Here is a 16,896-nt window from a genome sequence, read left to right as displayed (position 1 = left end):
TAATGTGCCAGAGGCGAGAATGAGTGCCAGGCGAGTGAAGCGCATAATTTGTCCTTGAACGATGAAAAAGTGAGAATCCTCTATAGCGCCTTGCTGGCTTGAGCAAGCTTTCTGGGTGCTGAACCAGTGACGATCATTCATGGGCATCGGCTGAACCGGAAATCACTTTGTGGATAACGTGCAACATATTGTGAAAAATTGTAATGTTTGAAAGATTATTTGGTTCCCGCCCTTTCGATTCTGCAGAATCATGTTTATACACATATGGATCAAGGAGTCGTTTTGGCGCTGTCATGTCCGTTCGCAAGTCTTTCCGGCGAAATAAAGCCCTTTTTGCAGCTGCATGGCTTGCGACCGGTTCGCTTGTCGTCTCGCCGCTTGTTGTGCCGGCTTTCGCTGCCAATACGATCGAACGCGCCAACCGGGCTTCCAATGACTGGCTGAACACGTTTACACCCGCGGGTGTGGACAGTCGACTGGCTGAACAATTTGCGGAGCCATCAGGCCCTGACAATCGCCGGTTTCCGTTCACGCTAGCTGGCGGGCAAGCCAATCGTAACCGGACGATCATTGTTGCAGCGCGTGCAAATTCGCGTTTGACGGCGGGTGCCGTCTCGGTTCGTAGCGCTATTGCTGCGGTTGAACCCGGTGCGGGCAAGGCTTTGCGCCTTTCAACGCTTGATTATCGTTTGACAGCAGCGAAAGGTTGGCAGGGTTTCACGTTGCCAACCGCACCAAAATTGTCGGCGGTGGCACCTTTAAGCGAATTGGGCCGTGGCGGCTTTCGTCTCGACGAAACGGTTAAAAAGCCCGACAAGTTCAACACAAGCATAAAGCTTGACCAGAATAAAGAAGCCGCTCCCCCTGCGCGCGGGAGCGCTTCTGCCGGTGAATATAAGCTGGATGTTGGCGGCAGTTTCTCCATCAGCCGCAAGATCGATTTGACGGCAGGCGTGCGTTATACGAGCGAAAATGACCGTGTGATGCCCACCACAGATAATCGCAAAGACAATGAAGCTGTCTATGTGGGAACAAAAATCCGCTTCTAGGTCCTGACCCTAAGTCGCTGCAGTGCGTTTTCGTCCCATCAACCCGTCGATTGCGGCCCATCCATAAATAACATGTCGATTCAAAAGCTGGGCCTTTTGGCGCGTAACCCCGCCCAGCGCGATAATTTTTGCGCCATCGGCCTGTGCGGCCATTTGGGTGAGTCTGTACAAGCCGAGTGGACGTTGCCCCGGATGGCTGTTGGTTGCGAATATCGGCGAAACCAAAATCATGGCACTTTTAATGCGCCTTGCTTCGGCCAGTTCCCGCCGGTCGTGGGCCGAAGCGCTTTGCAGCATCTTTGACCGCTTAATTGTGCGGCGGTGAAACCCGTCTGCGCGCCAGTGCAAAGCACTCCGTTCGCTTCCTGCCAAAAGCAAAATATGTCCGCGTTGCCGGCAAATTTGCGCGACATGTCTAAAAAGTGAGAGTCTCTCGGTTTCGCCCAGTTCATAGTGACGAAATATGACACCCGATCCAAATGGCAGTTGCCGGATTGCCGGCAACAACCTGTCCCCAAATCGGGGATCGGTCATCAGCCAGACTGTTGGAAGGGGGTGGCGGCGGCGCATCGGGATGCCTATAGCGCACCCTTATGCAACCAACAGCCGAAAATCCAAGCCGACATATTACCGAAATAAAGGCGCAGATGGCGTCAGCGGTAAAAGTCGCAAACCGCCGCGAAGCCGACGTCACCCTCATCGCTGTTTCAAAAACTCGCTCTGCTGAGGAAATAGAACCCCTAATTGCGGCGGGGCAACGGGTCTTTGGTGAAAACCGTATTCAGGAAGCGGCAGCCAAATGGCCGGAATTAAAAGCGCGCCATCCCGACATCATGCTTCACCTTATCGGACAATTGCAATCCAACAAGGCGCAGGACGCAGTGGCGCTCTTTGACTGCATTCATTCAGTTGACCGGGCATCGCTGGTTTGCGCTTTGGGCAAGGCCATGCGCGATCAGGCACGCCACCTCCCTTGCTTCATACAGGTCAATATCGGCTCTGAAGAGCAAAAAGGCGGCTGTGCTATTTCGGCGTTGCCCGAATTGCTGGAATTGGCGCAACAGGAAGGGCTCATTATCGCTGGCCTGATGTGTCTGCCGCCTGCCCATGTCGAGCCCGCCCCATTTTTTGCGCTGCTGGCAGAGTTGGCGGCACGGCACAAACTTGCCGGATTGAGCATGGGAATGTCAGGTGATTTTCCGACTGCGATCATGCTAGGCGCGACCCATATCCGCATCGGCACCGCTCTATTTGGCGACAGAAACTGATTTAGGTCCTGATCTTCTCTATTTGAAATCGGGCCAGACCATCGCGCATCGGCACAAGAGCTTCCGCGATTTCGGAATGTTGCAAATCACAGGCATGCCCAATGGCGTTATCGGACACATCAAGCCCGCCGGTCAGGGCCCCGAAAGCCGGCATGATCAGCTTGCGACGGCATTTTACAAAGCACCGTCGGCTCACCATCCTGCCTTTGATAACACGCCGGAATTTGGGATGAAAATGGCCGGATATTTCGGGCAATTCTTCTCCTGCTTTGGCTTGGTGCCGCAATATCATGGAATCGATCTTGGTTTCAGCTATCGATTGCCCTCCCCATTTTCCGCCAATTTCGGGGTCGTGGTTGCCGGTAATCCAAAGCCATCGGGTGGAACGGGTCAAACGCTGTAGTATATCCGCGGCATCACCATCGAGCCTGTGTTCGCCGTCACTATCGTGGAAATTGTCGCCCAACGAAATGACCATCTCTGGACGAAATTCTGCGACCAGATCGGAAATATGTTCCAACGTAGATAGGCTGTCATAGGGGGGAAGCATCTGGCCACCGGCCGCATATGCGCTGGCTTTTTCCAGATGCAGGTCAGACAGCAGCAAGGCGGCCTGGCTTGGCCAATATAATGCCGTGTCACCTGCCAATTCAAATTCAATGCCGCCAAATTCAAACCCGCGTTTCATCCCGCAAGCCTATGCGGTGCGAAACAGGACGATGCAAGCTATCCTCAAAACGCCGAAGCCAGCCTTCCGGGCGTGTTCCGCGATACACCTTTGGGTAAGTCAAAACCGACACGGCGATTGCCAAAATCAATCAGGACCCGATCAAACAGCTTCAAAGCATCCATACCCAGCAAAATTGCGGGACGGTCATCCAATGAAAGTGCCGTAAAAGCATAATTTTGGGCAAAGGTAATAGGCAGATCCCGGATCGATAGCCCGCCGACCTCGATTTCTTTCAATTGGGTATATTCCCCGTTCAGAATTGCGCCGGTGACGCTTCTCATTCTGACAGGAATATAATCAAAAGTGCGATGCCGACGACGCAATTTGTCGCGGAGGGCAAAATTGGCCATACTGCTTTGTGCGCCGGTATCGAGGATGATGTCGACCTTTATGCCGTCAATTCTGGCGCTTGAAATAATCATGCGGCCTGCCTTCTTTTTGGCGGTTACGACGATCATTCCGTTTTCCAGCTTTGTTTTCCCGCGTGATTTTTGAGACGGCAGCACATCCATCTTTTGGTTCAGAAAATCCAGTAACACGCGGTTCTGTTCCAGGCTGTCTATTCCCAATAGGCCATATGCCCCAAGATTTGACCTTTCGAGTCCGGGTGCTTCCAATCCTTCAAGATTCACGGCCGCGGTGGTCAGCTTTTCGATATAAAAAGAATTGACCTGGGTTTTCCCGGAAATAGTAGCCAGCGTTAGCGTTGGCCCGGATTCCAGCGCCAGATCGCGCGCCAGATCATTGGCAATAACCGTGCGCTCTGCCCCGGTATCGACGATGAAGGGGACAGCGGCGCTGCCATTCACTTGCACTTGCACCGTCATCCGGTCGCTTTTGTCGATAGCGAACTGCTCGACGATAGGCGTTTCTGGTTCTTGTGCCTCGGTTTCTTGCGCTAAACAGCTGCTGCTTGCCAACGCGGTCATGAAAAATCCCAAAACCAGCTGTTTCATGTCATCTTCTCCTGATCGCAAGCTACGCTTCTTTGCGGCGAGTCACAAGTCGCTGGCGGTATGCCCAGAATCACGGCGTCATTGCTACGCCTGCCAAGCTCTCCGCTTCCAAAAGAAGTTCGTCGTCGACTGCGCCTTGTGCCGTGCTTTCGCGTCCGATCATGACCAGCAAGGGAACCGCCAGCGGACTGACCCGTTCCAGATCGACGTGCAACATAGTATCCGCCGCCCGGTCTAGCAGGTCGCGCAAACGACCCACATCGGTCAAGCGCGTGCGGGCATCGGCCCATGCGGCATCCAACAACAGATGGTCGGGTTCATATTTTCGGAGCACGTCGTAAATCAGGTCGGTGGAAAATGTGACCTGTCGTCCGGTCTTGCGCTTTCCCGGATGTTGGCGTTCGACTAGGCCGCTGATCACCGCAACCTCGCGAAAGGCGCGTTTTAACAAATAACTGCTTTCGACCCATTCGACAAATTCGTCGGTTAAAATATCGGCCGAAAACAGGGGTTCCGGGTCGGTTATCGGCTTCAGGCTCCACACACCGAGCGCATAGTCGCTTGCGACGAAGCCCATCGGCATGAGTCCCCGGCTTTCCATCCGACGGGTCACCAACATCCCAAGCGACTGATGTGCATTCCAGCCTTCAAACGGATAAATCACCATATAATGGCGTTTGTCGTGCGGAAAGGTTTCGACCAGCAATTGCCCGGGCGTTGGCATCTGGCTGCGATAGGCCTGCATTTCCAGCCATTCGCGCACCTCGTCGGGAAAGCGGGCCCATCCTGCCCGATCGGTCAGCATATGCCGCACGCGATCTGCCAAATGCGTGGTCAGCGGCAGGCGGGCACCCATATAGCTGGGAATAGTGTTGGCTGCCTTGGTTGCGGCGCGCACAAAAAGGTCAAGATCTTTGATCGATTCGACCTCCAGCGCCATGCCGGCAAAGGTGAAGCAGTTTCCGGGGGCCAGCGTCGCGGCGAAGCCTTCCTCCACCTTGCCGAGTTTACGCCCGTTGCGAAACCGCACATCAAGCATCGGGGAATCGACGATGATGCCTGCGTTGAACCGGTGCTGCGCGGCAAATTTGGGGTGCGACAGATGCCACAATCCGCAGGGACGCTTCACCAGTTTTTTGAATTTGTCGTACGCTTTTAAGGAATAGCCACCTGTTGCAATGAATGCGATGACCCGATTAAATGTTTCTGCGTCCAGCGCGGAATATGGAAAAGCCGACTGAATTTCCAAAAGCAGATCGGCGTCATGAAATGGCCCGGCACAGGCAAGGCCCATAATATGCTGCGCCAGCACATCGAAACTGCCGGGCTGAAACGCTTCGCCATCGCGCACACCTTCCCGTACCGCATCATATGCCGCTTGCGCTTCGAGATATTCGAACCGATTACCGGGAACAAGAATGGCCTTGCTCGGTTCGTCCATCCGGTGGTTTGACCGACCAATACGCTGCAACAGCCGGGAACTGCCCTTGGGTGCGCCCATCTGGATCACGCAGTCGACATCACCCCAGTCAACGCCCAGATCAAGCGAGGCCGTACACACCAGCGCACGCAGCTTTCCCTCGGCCATCGCACCTTCTATTTTGCGCCGGGCCTCTGTCGATAGCGACCCGTGGTGGATACCGATGGCATATTTCGGTTCGTTCGCATCCCATAATTTCTGGAAAATAAACTCCGCAAGAAAACGGGTGTTGCAGAATATCAGCGTGATTTTATTGCGGCCGATTTCTTCAATCAACTGCGGAATAGCGTGATGACCGCTATGCCCGGCCCACGGAACGCGGCCCTGTGGCAACAGGATTTCAAGATCGGGCTCAGCCGCCGGATCGCCTTCCACAAGCCGAACCCGATTGATGTCACCATAAGGTGCCAACCAAGCGCGATACGCGTCGGGATCGGACACGGTTGCGGATAGCGCGACGCGTTGCAGGGCAGGAGACAGCGCTTGCAGACGCGCCAGCGACAGGCTCAACAAATCTCCGCGCTTGCCATTGGCAAAGGCATGAACCTCGTCGATGATAACGCGTTTGAGTGTCGAGAATAGAAATATACTGTCCTCGTGGCTCAACAATAATGACAGGGATTCCGGCGTAGTTAGCAAAATATGCGGTGGCTTCACCCGCTGCCTTTGCTTGCGATCCGACGGGGTGTCGCCGGTGCGTGTTTCAACGCGGATGGGCAGGCCCATTTGCTCGATCGGTACAAGCAAATTGCGCCTGACATCGACGGCCAGCGCCTTGAGGGGAGATATATATAATGTGTGTAGGCCGTCAGTAGGGTTGGCAATCAAGTCGTTCAGGGACGGCAAAAATCCGGCCAGAGTCTTGCCTGCACCCGTCGCTGCCACAAGAAGCGCATGATGTCCCTCATCGGCGGCATCAATCATCTCCAACTGGTGTCGCCGCGGGTGCCAATTGCGGGCGGCGAACCAGTCGGAAATGATGGGCGATAAAGTCACACGGACTTAATGCCCGACAGTTTCGCCGCGTTCCAGTCCTGATGCTGCCAGTTGTGTGTCAATTTGCGCCATCAGGCGATCAAGACCTGCATCGCTCGACGCTTCGGCGCGGGCGACAAGCACATCCTGGGTGTTCGATGCGCGCAGCAACCACCAGCCGTCCGGCGTGTTCACACGTGCGCCATCGGTGTTGTTGACATCGGCGCCATCTGCCGAAAGCCGCGCGAGCACTTCTTCGATCACAGCGAATTTGCGGCTTTCGTCGACCTGAAACCGCATTTCGGGGGTGTTAATCATGTCCGGCATTGCACCGCGCAGCTCGGTCACGCTTTTGCCCAATTTGGCCGAAGCCGCCATGAGCCGGACTGCTGCGTAAATAGCATCGTCGAAACCATAATATTCATGCTTGAAGAAGATATGCCCGCTCATTTCACCGGCCAATGGTGAACCTGTTTCCTTCATTTTGGACTTTATAAGGCTATGTCCGGTTTTCCACATGAGAGGTTCGCCGCCCAATTCTGCAATCCGGTCATAAAGTGCCTGTGACGCCTTGACGTCAGCGATGATGGTTGCGCCCGGTACTTCGCCCAAAACATCTTCGGCATAGATTTGCATGAGTTGATCGCCCCAGATTACGCGGCCTTCGCCGTCGATTGCGCCGATCCGGTCACCATCACCGTCAAAAGCCACTCCGAAATCGAGATTCTTTTCCGCGACAAGCTTTTGCAAATCGACCAGATTTTTGGGGTCGGTGGGATCGGGGTGATGATTGGGAAACTGGCCATCCACATCCACAAACAAAAGATGATGTTCACCAGGCAGCATCTTCACCAGCTTTTCAATCGCCGGTCCCGCCGCACCATTGCCCGCATCCCACCCGATACGGAACGGTTTTTGTGGAGCGGCCTGCGCGACGCGGGCCACATATTCGTCAAGGATATCCAGATGGACAGATGTGCCCTTACCTTCCACCCAATCACCGGCGGCGGCCATTTGGCCCAGTTTCTGAATGTCTGCGCCAAAGAAAGGTCGTCCCTGAAGGACCATTTTGAAGCCGTTATAGTTGGCGGGGTTGTGACTGCCGGTTATTTCGATGCCGCCATCTACATCTTCCGAAACGGCCTCGGCATAATATAGCATCGGTGTCGGTCCCATGCCGATGCGGACAACGTCGACGCCGCAGTCGTTCAACCCGCGAACCAAAGCTTCTTCAAGCATCGGTGAACTGACGCGGCCATCATAGCCAACAGCGGCCTTTTTCCCGCCAGCGCGGATCAGGCAGGTGCCAAAGCCGCGGCCAATAGCATAGGCATCATCTGTGCCCAGCGTTTCGTCAATGATGCCTCGAATATCATATTCGCGAAGCGAAGTAGGGTGGAAAACATGGGTCAATGTCGATACTCCTGTTATGTGTTCGAAGGGCGCTTAACGCGATTGTTTTTCAAGTTCGTGTAGCAAATGGTCTCTTGCTTCATTTAATTCACGCGCACGGTTTTCGCTTCCGCCGGTATCGGGATGGTTTTGCGTGATCAGCGCACGGTGCCGTTCACGAATCCGCGCAGCATTGTCAAAACGGGAAACCCCCAGCAGGAACCGGGCTTTTTCCGTCGCAATGTTTTCGCTCTGTTGCTTTTGGGAGCCGAGTAGCCGCTTTTGTGTTCCCCGATGCCACGCCACAGCGACACATATGGCAACCAAACCGAGGAAGAAGCTCCCGCGGAGCATCATAAATGTGCCTGCTACACCCATGATAATCGGCAAAAGCCGTTCAATCGTCAAATTGCCCATTAGTTCGCCCTTCCAAGGATCGCGACACTAAAGGCAAGAAGCGAAGGCATTATGCTAAAACAGCGTGGCTTGGTTCGGGAAGCGCAAGGCCAGTCACCAGTTCGCGCAGTTCCTGCCGTGCGACAATATGCGCGGTTGCCAGCTGACCCAGATGTCCTTTGTCGATCAACGTCAGGCCGGATGGAAACAGCTCCCGATAAATCACGCGCTCATTTAGCCCGGGAACCGAGCGAAATCCCACACGCTTTGACAATTCGGCAATGGCCTCGGTCATGCGTTGCTGGTTCCGCGCTTCCATATTGTGCAAGCGGTTACGGACGACCACCCAGTCGATCGTTACCCCATCGGCTTTCGCGCGCTCTTTGCGGGCCTCCCAAATCAGCTCGGCATAAAAGCTTAAGCGGCGGACCTTGAAATTTTCCGCATCGACCTGACCGATGAGATCGAAATCGACAAAGCTGTCATTGATGGGGGTAACAAGCGTATTGGCACGCGTTGCCACAAAACGGGCATATTTGTCGTCGCGGCCGGGTGTGTCGTAAATCACAAAGTCATTGTCCTGGCTCATCCGGTCAACTTGCCGTTCGAGCGTTGCTTGTGAATCATGTTCGAACACCTCGAACTCCGGCATAGGTAAAGTGATCCCGCGCCGTTTAATGGTATCACGACGATTTTCCAGATAGCGATAAAGCGTGCGTTGACGTGAATCGAGATCAATACAAGCGACCCGCGCACCGCGGGATGCAAGTGCGATAGCAACGTGCACTGCGGTGGTTGATTTTCCTGTGCCGCCTTTTTCATTGGCGAAAACGATATGATGTACCCCGGTCATAAGCCTATTATAACCCCTATTCGATATTTGCCTTGATATGCATTATATGCATCTTTCATAGGCATGCGATAATGGCCAATAACCAAGGCGACCGGTACGTGCAAACCATCAATCAACTTGACTCGCTGCGAAATAATATCGCGGCGCTACGTAAAACGAAGCGGCGCATCGCTTTGGTCCCGACAATGGGCGCGCTGCACGACGGACATCTTGCATTGGTGGAGGCCGCGAAAACCCAAGCCGATGCAATTATCGTCTCCATTTTTGTCAATCCCACGCAATTCGGCCCACATGAAGACCTCGACGCCTATCCCAGGACGTTGGACCGTGATTCGGAATTGCTCCGCCGATGCGAGGTTGATCTGCTGTGGGCACCGCAGGCGTCTGTTATCTATCCACCGGGCTTTGCCACCAAAATACATGTTGCCGGACCCAGTGCCGGATTTTGTGGTGGATCGCGCCCGGGACATTTTGACGGCGTCGCCCTTGTGGTTGCCAAATTGTTCAATCAAATCGAGCCAGACGTCGCATTTTTTGGTGAAAAGGATTTTCAGCAACTGGCGGTCATCCGGCAAATGGCGCGCGATCTGGATTTCAATCTTGAAATCGTCGGCGTGCCAATCGTTCGGGATGCCGATGGCTTGGCGATGTCGTCCCGCAATAGCTATCTGACCGAGGCTGAGCGAAAATCAGCGCTGGCGTTGCCCCGCGCGTTGAACGTCGCCGCGCAAGCCATCCGTGCGGGCGCTGACATGGGTCAAACACATGCAGTTGCTATCGAAACTATCAAAACCGCCGGTTTTTCGACGGTGGATTATTTTGCGCTGGCCGACGCCGCAACTTTGGAGCTGCTCTCAACTTATGACGGACGTCCCGCCCGGTTGCTTGCGGCGGCGAAAATCGGGAAAACCCGGCTGATCGACAATCTCGCCCTTTAGTTTCGGCCTACCCCGCTCCAGAATGGACGAAGTTTTCCTCGTTTTCGTTAACCATTTGTTAGCCATGATACGCGAAGTTGTCCCCACAAGGGAATTTGGGGACAAAAAATGGGAAACAGTTTCGAAAGCGCTAATTTTCTAATCGAAAGCCGACTGGCTGACGCAGCGCGCGGTTGCGCCGATGCGTTGTATGATCTCGGCATGGCATATTCTACGGGTGGCGGTGTCGACATCGACCTGATCGAAGCGCACAAATGGTTTAACCTGGCTGCGTTGAATGGCAGCGAAGCCGCCATGATGTGCCGTGCAGACATATCGGATGATATGACAGCCCGCGAAATTGCCGAAGCGCAACGTCAGGCGCGCGCATGGTTGCAAGGCACCGAAACCCGCAAGGCAGCCTGATTCTATTGGTATTTTCAAATTGCAATTGGGTCGCTAGACCCAGCCCCTGAAAAGGGGATAAATGCGCGTGGTTCAGATGACATTGACCGAGGTGTATCTGATTGCGATGCTTTTGATTTTCGCCGTACCTTACCTAATTTGGCGCCTTTTCCGAACCGAATATTATGCGCCTTTGGTGGTCGTCCAGATTATCTGCGGTATCCTTTTGGGGCCCGGTATCATGGGTGCCATTTTCCCCGAATATTATAATTTTGTATTTCGTCCGGAGGTCATTGGCGCGCTAAATGGTGTTGCCTGGTGGGCAGTGATGATCTTTGTCTGGGTAGCAGGAATCGAACTCGACCTGTCCGAAGCATGGAAAAAGCGCCGCGAAACAGGTGTTACCGCTGGCCTCGCCCTTGCGGTACCACTCTTATTTGGCGGTGTTGCGGCGGTTATTTTGTTGCAAACCGGGACGGGCTGGGCTGGGGCCAAGGGTGAATATTGGCAGGTTGTTGTCGGGATCGGAATGGCTTGCGCTGTCACAGCCCTCCCCATCCTTATCTTATTGATGGAAAAGCTGGAGATATTGCGCCAGCCGCTCGGCCAGCGAATTTTGCGCTACGCCAGTCTCGACGATGTCGCGATATGGGGTGTGCTTGCGCTTATCTTGCTGGATTGGGAAAGAATTGGCCGACAGGGTGCGTTCCTTGTCATGTTTGCCTTGGCCGCATTTTTGGTGCGGCGCTTGATGGTGAGAATCAACGAGAATGACCGATGGTATGTGGGGTTAATCTGGCTGGCCATATGTGGATTCGCAGCGGACTGGGCGGGTTTGCATTATATGGTGGGGGCATTTTTATCAGGCGCCATATTGGACGCCAAATTGTACGACCAGAAACGCATGGATGATTTTCGCGGCACCGTTCTGTTGACCGTCATGCCCGTTTTCTTTCTGAGCACAGGGCTACGGACCAACTGGGATGTAGGCGGCGTTGCCGTTTTTGGTGCCGCCGCTTTCTTGCTGTTTGCATCCATATCTGGAAAGTTGGCCGGAATACATATCGCAGGGCACATCCTGAAATGGGAAAAAGGCGAAGCGTCATTGATCGGGTGGCTTTTGCAGACCAAGGCGCTGATCATGATCATATTTGCCAACATCCTGTTGGATAAGGACATTATCACCAACGAAACATTCACCGCCTTGCTGTTAATGGCCGTTGGCAGCACGATGCTAACTATCCCATTGGTGACACCAAAATTACGGCACCTAAAATCGGTCGTTTCCCGATCCGAATAGCGACGCTAAGGGGATTTTTACCCGATTGACCCTAAACGCGCGGCAGACAACAAGGAATCAAGCATGAAACAAGCGATCATCGTGACCGGCGCGGCCGGGTTTATAGGCCATGCTGTGGCGCACCGTCTTCTAGCCCGTGGCGAAAAGGTGATCGGCGTCGATATCGTCAACGATTATTATGATCCGGCTTTAAAGGAAGCGCGTCTGGCGACGTTTGACGGTCGGGACAATTTCGATTTTGTGCGCATGGATATTGCCGATGCAGAAGGGATGGCGAAATTGGTCCGTGACAACAGCGTTGTTCGGGTTGTCCATCTCGCCGCGCAGGCCGGCGTTCGGTACAGTATCGAAAATCCGTTTGCTTATGAACGGTCAAACCTTGCCGGCCATCTGTCGGTGATGGAGGCTTGCCGCCATGCAGAAGGCTTTGAGCATCTGGTTTATGCGTCGTCGAGCTCGGTTTATGGCGACAAACCGATGGGCGGCGAAGGCTTCACCGAAGACGAACCCGCTATGGACCCTGTCTCGCTATATGCCGCGACAAAGCGCGCCTGCGAATTGATGAGCCAGTCTTACGCCAAATTATACGGGTTTCCGCAAACCGGCCTGCGTTTTTTCACCGTATATGGTCCTTGGGGGCGGCCCGATATGGCCTATTTCAGCTTCACCCAGAAAATCCTGAGAGGCGATTCCATCGAAGTGTTTGGCAATGGCAAGATGGCTCGGGACTTCACCTATATCGACGATATCGTCGACGGCATCATCGGGGCGCTCGACAATCCTCCGCAACAGGGCGACCATCGTGTGCTGAACATTGGTGACAGCCACCCGGTCGGCCTGATGGAAATGATCGAAACGCTTGAAAATGCTTTGGGACGTGAGGCGGTAAAGATCATGCGTCCCATGCAATTGGGGGATGTTACCGCAACTTATGCTGATGTTTCAAAACTGAACGCGCTCACGGGGTATAAGCCTAAAGTGATGCTGGCGGAAGGTCTGCAGCGATTTGCCGATTGGTATCGCGCGCATTACCATCCGGAATGATGCAACCCGAAGTCAGACATTTGACGATGGGTCAACTTTAGCGGCTATTTTGTCGGTGCAGTGCTGCGTGCTTGCCATTCATCAAAAGACGCAGCCAGCTTTCGGCTCGCAATTTGCCGGCCCGCCTCTCTTGGCAGGCCCAGCGATGCGGACAAGGGCCCGCCCAATAATGCATCGCCCAATGCCATCAAAACCATTTCCAGGGTCAGTTCGTGCAGGGACGTATCGGCATGGCCGTCTTCTGCAATCTCGTCGACCAGATTGTGGATAGCCTCAATTATCGGATCAAGCGCATCTTCATTGCCGGATAACAACATCCATGATGCCAAAGCGCCTGCACCTTCACGATCAAAATGATCGAAAATCAGATCTGCCAATTCAAGCGGCGTTACGGCGCCACCACGCATTTGGAATACAGCCTCGCCAATTTTGGTGCAAATGCTGTTGCCCATATAAGCGGCCAAATCACGCTGCAGCCCCGATGCGGAACCGAAGTGATGGAGCAAATTGGCGTGTGTCCGCCCGATACGTCCTGCGACCGCCTTCAACGTTACAGCTTGCGGTCCCGCCTCAAGAAGTAATTCACGCGCCGCCTCCAATGCCGCGGAACGGCTGGCTTCCGGGCTTAAGCGACGTGGCATTTGGACGTCTTTGATATGCACAATTTTCGAAGATTCTGCGGACATTAATCAAGGCTACCTTTGTACTGACCCCTATAAATTCATTCCCGCTCACAGGAGCTAGGTGAGACGTCCATTTATCTTGCGGCTTAGAATGGGCTTTGTCCATTATTGCTTTGGCTATCTCTGGATAATTAAATTTACCCAAAAACCGAAACAAATCCATAAAAAACAAACTATTTCCGGTTTCTTGATGCTGCATTAACCAACGGCGTTAAACGGAATTTCATGGGCGTGTCCTAAAAAGCGGTCATGGATGTGAACCAAAACATAAACCAAACGTCTGTTTCCCAAAAAGACCGTCCGGATATAACCGCGCGTAATTTTCGTGCTGTGCCTACCGCAATGACCAGCCGCCACTGGGTGCGTCAGGATCCCTATGCTACGGCATTTTTCAACGCACTTTCTGCGGTTTTCCCGCACGGTGAAACCTTCATGATCCGCAGCCTTGTGCCGTGGGCCGATCGGGTTCCACATCCGTTGCGTGGCGAGGTCGAGGCCTTCATAGAGCAAGAAGCAGGGCATAGCCGCGAACATGTGGCCATGAACAAGGCTCTGATCGGCGCGGGCTATGACATCGCGCCCCTTGATCGGAAAATCAGGGCATTTGTATCGATTTTTGAAGGCGCTAGTGAAATCGTCAAGCTGACCGCGACCATGTGCATTGAACATTTCACGGCAATTATAGCGGCAGAATTGCTTAAGAATCCCGAGCATCTCGCAGGGGTTGAGGACGAAATGCTTGAATTGTGGGTGTGGCACGCGGTTGAGGAAGTCGAGCACAAGGGCGTTGCTTTTGACGTTTGGAATCACGCAACAGCGCACTGGAGTTCGTCGCGCCGCTATCTGTTGCGCAGTTCTTTCATGCTTGCGGTAACGACCAGCTTTTTCATCAACCGGACACTGGGACAAATTGAACTGCTGCGCCAAGATGGGTTCGGGTTTTCGACTGCATTCAAAAATGTGATGAGGGCAGGGTTCGGTAAGGGCGGCATTGGCCGGAATGTGTTACGGCCATGGGCCGAGTTTTTCCGCCCCGGATATCACCCGTGGGACAAAGACGACCGGCTCTTGTTAGCAAAAGGTGAAGCAGATTTGGCGACCATTGCCGCGAATCGCGCTGGATTCCTGAAGGTTAAGCCAATTATATTGCCGATACATCAGGCAGCCGCGGCGTAACTTCCAATCCTAAGCCGCCTGTAACCGCTCAAAATAATCCCTTATGCTGAACGCGCGCGAAGAAATCGGCGGCATCGCGTCATCCCCCGCATCCTCCAAAGACCGTTCGTAAACGGCGCATGTCATCGATTCGCCGCGTCCCTTGCTGTGGCGCTGTTCGTTTTTTCCGGTGTTGCGGAAACCCAATTTTCGCAAAACTCCGCCCGACGCCGGATTATCGATAAAATGGCCGGCAACCAGCCTCTTGTGGCCGATTGCTTTGGCTATGCCCATAACGGCCCGTCCGGCTTCGGTGGCAAAGCCCAGGCCCCAATAAGGGCGCGCTATCCAATAACCGAGTTCCGCCTCTCCATCATGTTGTCCAATGCCGCATGCCCCGATCAGGCGGGGTGCACCATCGGTCCGCAACATCAAAAGGAAAGATGGATAGATCTCATCATGATCCATTGTTGCGAAGCGCACGGCCTCTTCATGGGTATAGGGCCATGGTGCGCGCGCAAGATTACGGACAATGCCCTCATCGGCAATGGCCTGATGCAGCTTCTGTGCGTCTTCAGGCCAGCTTGGCCTCAACAATAATCTTTCGGTTCTCGCGAACATTATTTCTCTCCGGTTCGTGCGGCCGCCTGTTGCAGAACAAAGCGACAATCCTGTTACATCTGCCCGTTCGGGCGGGTTTGAACAGAGAGAAGAGGCAAAAAGAAAGGGAGACCGGTTGACCCGTCTCCCTGTTCAAAGGTGGAAACCACCCTATCTGCGATTTCCGGGTCATCCGTCTGGACAACCCGTTATCGATTGTCCGATTATTCTGCGGCGGCTGCCATCATGTCGACTGACACATATTTGCGGCCGAGTTTGCCAGCGTGGAATCGCACGCGGCCTTCGACGAGCGCAAACAAGGTGTGATCCTTGCCAAGACCAACACCGGCACCCGGATATACCTTGGTGCCGCGCTGACGGATGATAATGTTACCGCCAATGACGCTTTCGCCACCGAACTTCTTTACGCCAAGGCGGCGGCCTGCTGAATCGCGACCGTTGCGTGACGAACCACCTGCTTTTTTATGTGCCATGGTCTAAACTCCTTGCGCTGTCCGAGCCGAGGCTCAGGCTTCTTTCTTAGCTGCGGCCTTTTTGGGCGCAGCGGCTTTTTTGGGTTCGGCTTCCACAGCGGTGTCGGCTTTTTCAGCCTTAGGCGCAGCGGCCTTCTTTTCTTCTTTGCCAACAGCAAGGATTCGCAGAAGCGTCAGCGACTGACGATGGCCCTGTTTCCGGCGATAATTATGACGACGACGCTTTTTGAAAACGATCACCTTTTCACCGCGTTCTTGCGCGATGATTTCGGCCGATACGGTCAAACCGTTCACATCCTGTGCCGTGTCACCGTCGCCGGCCAACAAAACATCACCAAGCGAGATCTTGTCACCCGCTTCACCTGACAGTTTTTCAACTGCGATCTTATCTCCGGCGGCGACGCGATATTGCTTGCCGCCTGTGCGCACGATAGCGAACATGGCTTTAACTCATCCGTTTCTACAGCTTAGCGCCCTTTTGAAGCGCGGTTGCTCAACGCGTGATACCTGAATACGAATCCGGATAGGTCACGCAAGAATGGGCGCAGCTAGTCCAAGGATTTGTTGCTGTCAACGCCTTTTGCCGCCTTTTTGGCGCGGTTGCACAGGCCTTGCGCTTGCGCAGGCAGCAGCTTAGACAATTCTGATGTCCTGCGCCAAGCTCATATCCTGTGTTTCATCCTTTATCGTGCTTGCTGCGTGCACAGCGACTGAAGGGGATTTCCCTTCGCTTTCACGGCGGAGCTATGAGAATAATGGTCCAATAACGGCGCCCGACGCCTTATCTTCGGCCGCACCGATATTGTCGGCGGCCGAAAGTGCAAAGGTTGACGCATTGAATGCGCGTCATCAAATTGCCCAAGCAGCTTTTGAACAGGCACTGCCTCCGATTCAGGCCCAGGCCTTGAGCTCTGCGGGTTCGCCACCTGGCACGGAAAATTGGGTAGCAGCCCATGTGCAGCTCTCGCGTCTCGATAAAGTACGAAGTGATTCGGTCGCCGTGATGCGTGAATTTGATTCGCTGATTTCGGAACAGGGCAAAGCCGATCCGGCTCTCGTTCCGTTTTTGACTTCCGCACAATTGGCGGTTTCCACAGATTTGGTGGCCCAGAATACCGAAATTGCACGTCTTTCGCGCATAATCGGGGAATAGCTATTCCTAACCGCCAATTGGCGCATTTGCTTGCCTCTATTTCTAT

General features: G+C 54.0%; 19 protein-coding genes. 8 read left to right on the top strand and 11 right to left on the bottom strand.

Annotated features, from left to right (window positions below; all coding sequences use genetic code 11):
• The first annotated feature begins 293 nt into the window (after positions 1-293).
• The gene (locus ACKVOS_RS11380) at positions 294-1,049 is read left to right on the top strand and encodes a hypothetical protein (protein WP_409212120.1); all 756 of its coding nucleotides are present in this window, start codon (positions 294-296) and stop codon (positions 1,047-1,049) included.
• Positions 1,050-1,058: 9 nt separating this feature from the next.
• Here the strand turns inward: ACKVOS_RS11380 and ACKVOS_RS11375 are convergent, their stop codons facing one another.
• Positions 1,059-1,583, bottom strand: coding sequence for a thiamine phosphate synthase (locus ACKVOS_RS11375; RefSeq protein ID WP_409212119.1), 525 nt, complete (start codon positions 1,581-1,583; stop codon positions 1,059-1,061).
• Positions 1,584-1,642: 59 nt separating this feature from the next.
• Between ACKVOS_RS11375 and ACKVOS_RS11370 the strand changes: the two genes are divergently transcribed.
• A complete protein-coding gene (locus tag ACKVOS_RS11370) occupies positions 1,643-2,317 on the top strand; it encodes a YggS family pyridoxal phosphate-dependent enzyme (protein ID WP_409212118.1) in 675 nt (224 codons plus the stop codon).
• Position 2,318: 1 nt separating this feature from the next.
• Here ACKVOS_RS11370 and pdeM read toward each other — a convergent pair whose 3' ends face one another.
• From pdeM to ACKVOS_RS11340, 6 genes are all read right to left on the bottom strand, one after another.
• Positions 2,319-3,005, bottom strand: a complete 687-nt coding sequence (gene pdeM / locus ACKVOS_RS11365) for a ligase-associated DNA damage response endonuclease PdeM (protein WP_409212117.1) — start codon at positions 3,003-3,005, stop codon at positions 2,319-2,321.
• Between the two features lie 44 nt (positions 3,006-3,049).
• The gene (locus ACKVOS_RS11360) at positions 3,050-4,003 is read right to left on the bottom strand and encodes a retroviral-like aspartic protease family protein (protein WP_409212116.1); all 954 of its coding nucleotides are present in this window, start codon (positions 4,001-4,003) and stop codon (positions 3,050-3,052) included.
• A gap of 70 nt (positions 4,004-4,073) precedes the next feature.
• Positions 4,074-6,479: a ligase-associated DNA damage response DEXH box helicase gene (locus ACKVOS_RS11355; RefSeq protein ID WP_409212115.1), complete on the bottom strand. Its 2,406-nt coding sequence runs from the start codon at positions 6,477-6,479 to the stop codon at positions 4,074-4,076.
• A gap of 6 nt (positions 6,480-6,485) precedes the next feature.
• Positions 6,486-7,871, bottom strand: coding sequence for a phosphoglucomutase/phosphomannomutase PgmG (gene pgmG / locus ACKVOS_RS11350; protein ID WP_409212114.1), 1,386 nt, complete (start codon positions 7,869-7,871; stop codon positions 6,486-6,488).
• Positions 7,872-7,904: 33 nt separating this feature from the next.
• The gene (locus ACKVOS_RS11345) at positions 7,905-8,267 is read right to left on the bottom strand and encodes a molecular chaperone DnaJ (RefSeq protein ID WP_409212113.1); all 363 of its coding nucleotides are present in this window, start codon (positions 8,265-8,267) and stop codon (positions 7,905-7,907) included.
• 49 nt (positions 8,268-8,316) lie between these two features.
• Positions 8,317-9,099, bottom strand: a complete 783-nt coding sequence (locus ACKVOS_RS11340) for a division plane positioning ATPase MipZ (RefSeq protein ID WP_409212112.1) — start codon at positions 9,097-9,099, stop codon at positions 8,317-8,319.
• 98 nt (positions 9,100-9,197) lie between these two features.
• On the opposite strand from ACKVOS_RS11340, the gene panC reads away from it, so the two are divergent.
• The 4 genes from panC (at position 9,198) to ACKVOS_RS11320 (ending at position 12,765) form a co-directional block, all read left to right on the top strand.
• Positions 9,198-10,037, top strand: a complete 840-nt coding sequence (gene panC, locus ACKVOS_RS11335) for a pantoate--beta-alanine ligase (protein WP_409212122.1) — start codon at positions 9,198-9,200, stop codon at positions 10,035-10,037.
• Positions 10,038-10,145: 108 nt separating this feature from the next.
• Entirely contained in the window at positions 10,146-10,442 is a 297-nt protein-coding gene (locus ACKVOS_RS11330) for an SEL1-like repeat protein (protein ID WP_409212111.1), read from the top strand.
• A 76-nt stretch (positions 10,443-10,518) separates the two neighbouring features.
• Entirely contained in the window at positions 10,519-11,721 is a 1,203-nt protein-coding gene (locus ACKVOS_RS11325) for a cation:proton antiporter (protein ID WP_409212121.1), read from the top strand.
• A gap of 63 nt (positions 11,722-11,784) precedes the next feature.
• Positions 11,785-12,765 carry an SDR family NAD(P)-dependent oxidoreductase gene (locus ACKVOS_RS11320; protein ID WP_409212110.1) on the top strand — a complete coding sequence of 327 codons (981 nt, stop codon included), beginning with the start codon at positions 11,785-11,787 and terminating at the stop codon, positions 12,763-12,765.
• Between the two features lie 44 nt (positions 12,766-12,809).
• Here the strand turns inward: ACKVOS_RS11320 and ACKVOS_RS11315 are convergent, their stop codons facing one another.
• On the bottom strand, positions 12,810-13,451 hold the full coding sequence (locus ACKVOS_RS11315) for a TetR/AcrR family transcriptional regulator (protein WP_409212109.1): 642 nt from the start codon (positions 13,449-13,451) through the stop codon (positions 12,810-12,812).
• A 252-nt stretch (positions 13,452-13,703) separates the two neighbouring features.
• Between ACKVOS_RS11315 and ACKVOS_RS11310 the strand changes: the two genes are divergently transcribed.
• Positions 13,704-14,624 (top strand): metal-dependent hydrolase, encoded by a 921-nt coding sequence (locus ACKVOS_RS11310; protein ID WP_409212108.1) that lies wholly within the window; start codon positions 13,704-13,706, stop codon positions 14,622-14,624.
• 9 nt (positions 14,625-14,633) lie between these two features.
• Here the strand turns inward: ACKVOS_RS11310 and ACKVOS_RS11305 are convergent, their stop codons facing one another.
• The 3 genes from ACKVOS_RS11305 to rplU all read right to left on the bottom strand — a co-directional run bounded on the left by ACKVOS_RS11305 (position 14,634) and on the right by rplU (position 16,138).
• Entirely contained in the window at positions 14,634-15,224 is a 591-nt protein-coding gene (locus ACKVOS_RS11305) for a GNAT family N-acetyltransferase (RefSeq protein WP_409212107.1), read from the bottom strand.
• Between the two features lie 203 nt (positions 15,225-15,427).
• On the bottom strand, positions 15,428-15,697 hold the full coding sequence (gene rpmA / locus ACKVOS_RS11300) for a 50S ribosomal protein L27 (RefSeq protein ID WP_409212106.1): 270 nt from the start codon (positions 15,695-15,697) through the stop codon (positions 15,428-15,430).
• A gap of 33 nt (positions 15,698-15,730) precedes the next feature.
• Positions 15,731-16,138, bottom strand: coding sequence for a 50S ribosomal protein L21 (gene rplU, locus ACKVOS_RS11295; RefSeq protein ID WP_409212105.1), 408 nt, complete (start codon positions 16,136-16,138; stop codon positions 15,731-15,733).
• Between the two features lie 205 nt (positions 16,139-16,343).
• On the opposite strand from rplU, the gene ACKVOS_RS11290 reads away from it, so the two are divergent.
• Complete coding sequence (locus ACKVOS_RS11290) at positions 16,344-16,850, top strand: hypothetical protein (protein WP_409212104.1); 507 nt, start codon at positions 16,344-16,346, stop codon at positions 16,848-16,850.
• Positions 16,851-16,896 lie beyond the last annotated feature (46 nt).

Source organism: Sphingorhabdus sp. (assembly GCF_046154385.1).
Taxonomy (GTDB): domain Bacteria; phylum Pseudomonadota; class Alphaproteobacteria; order Sphingomonadales; family Sphingomonadaceae; genus Sphingorhabdus_B.
This window is presented reverse-complemented; position numbering and strand designations above follow the sequence as displayed.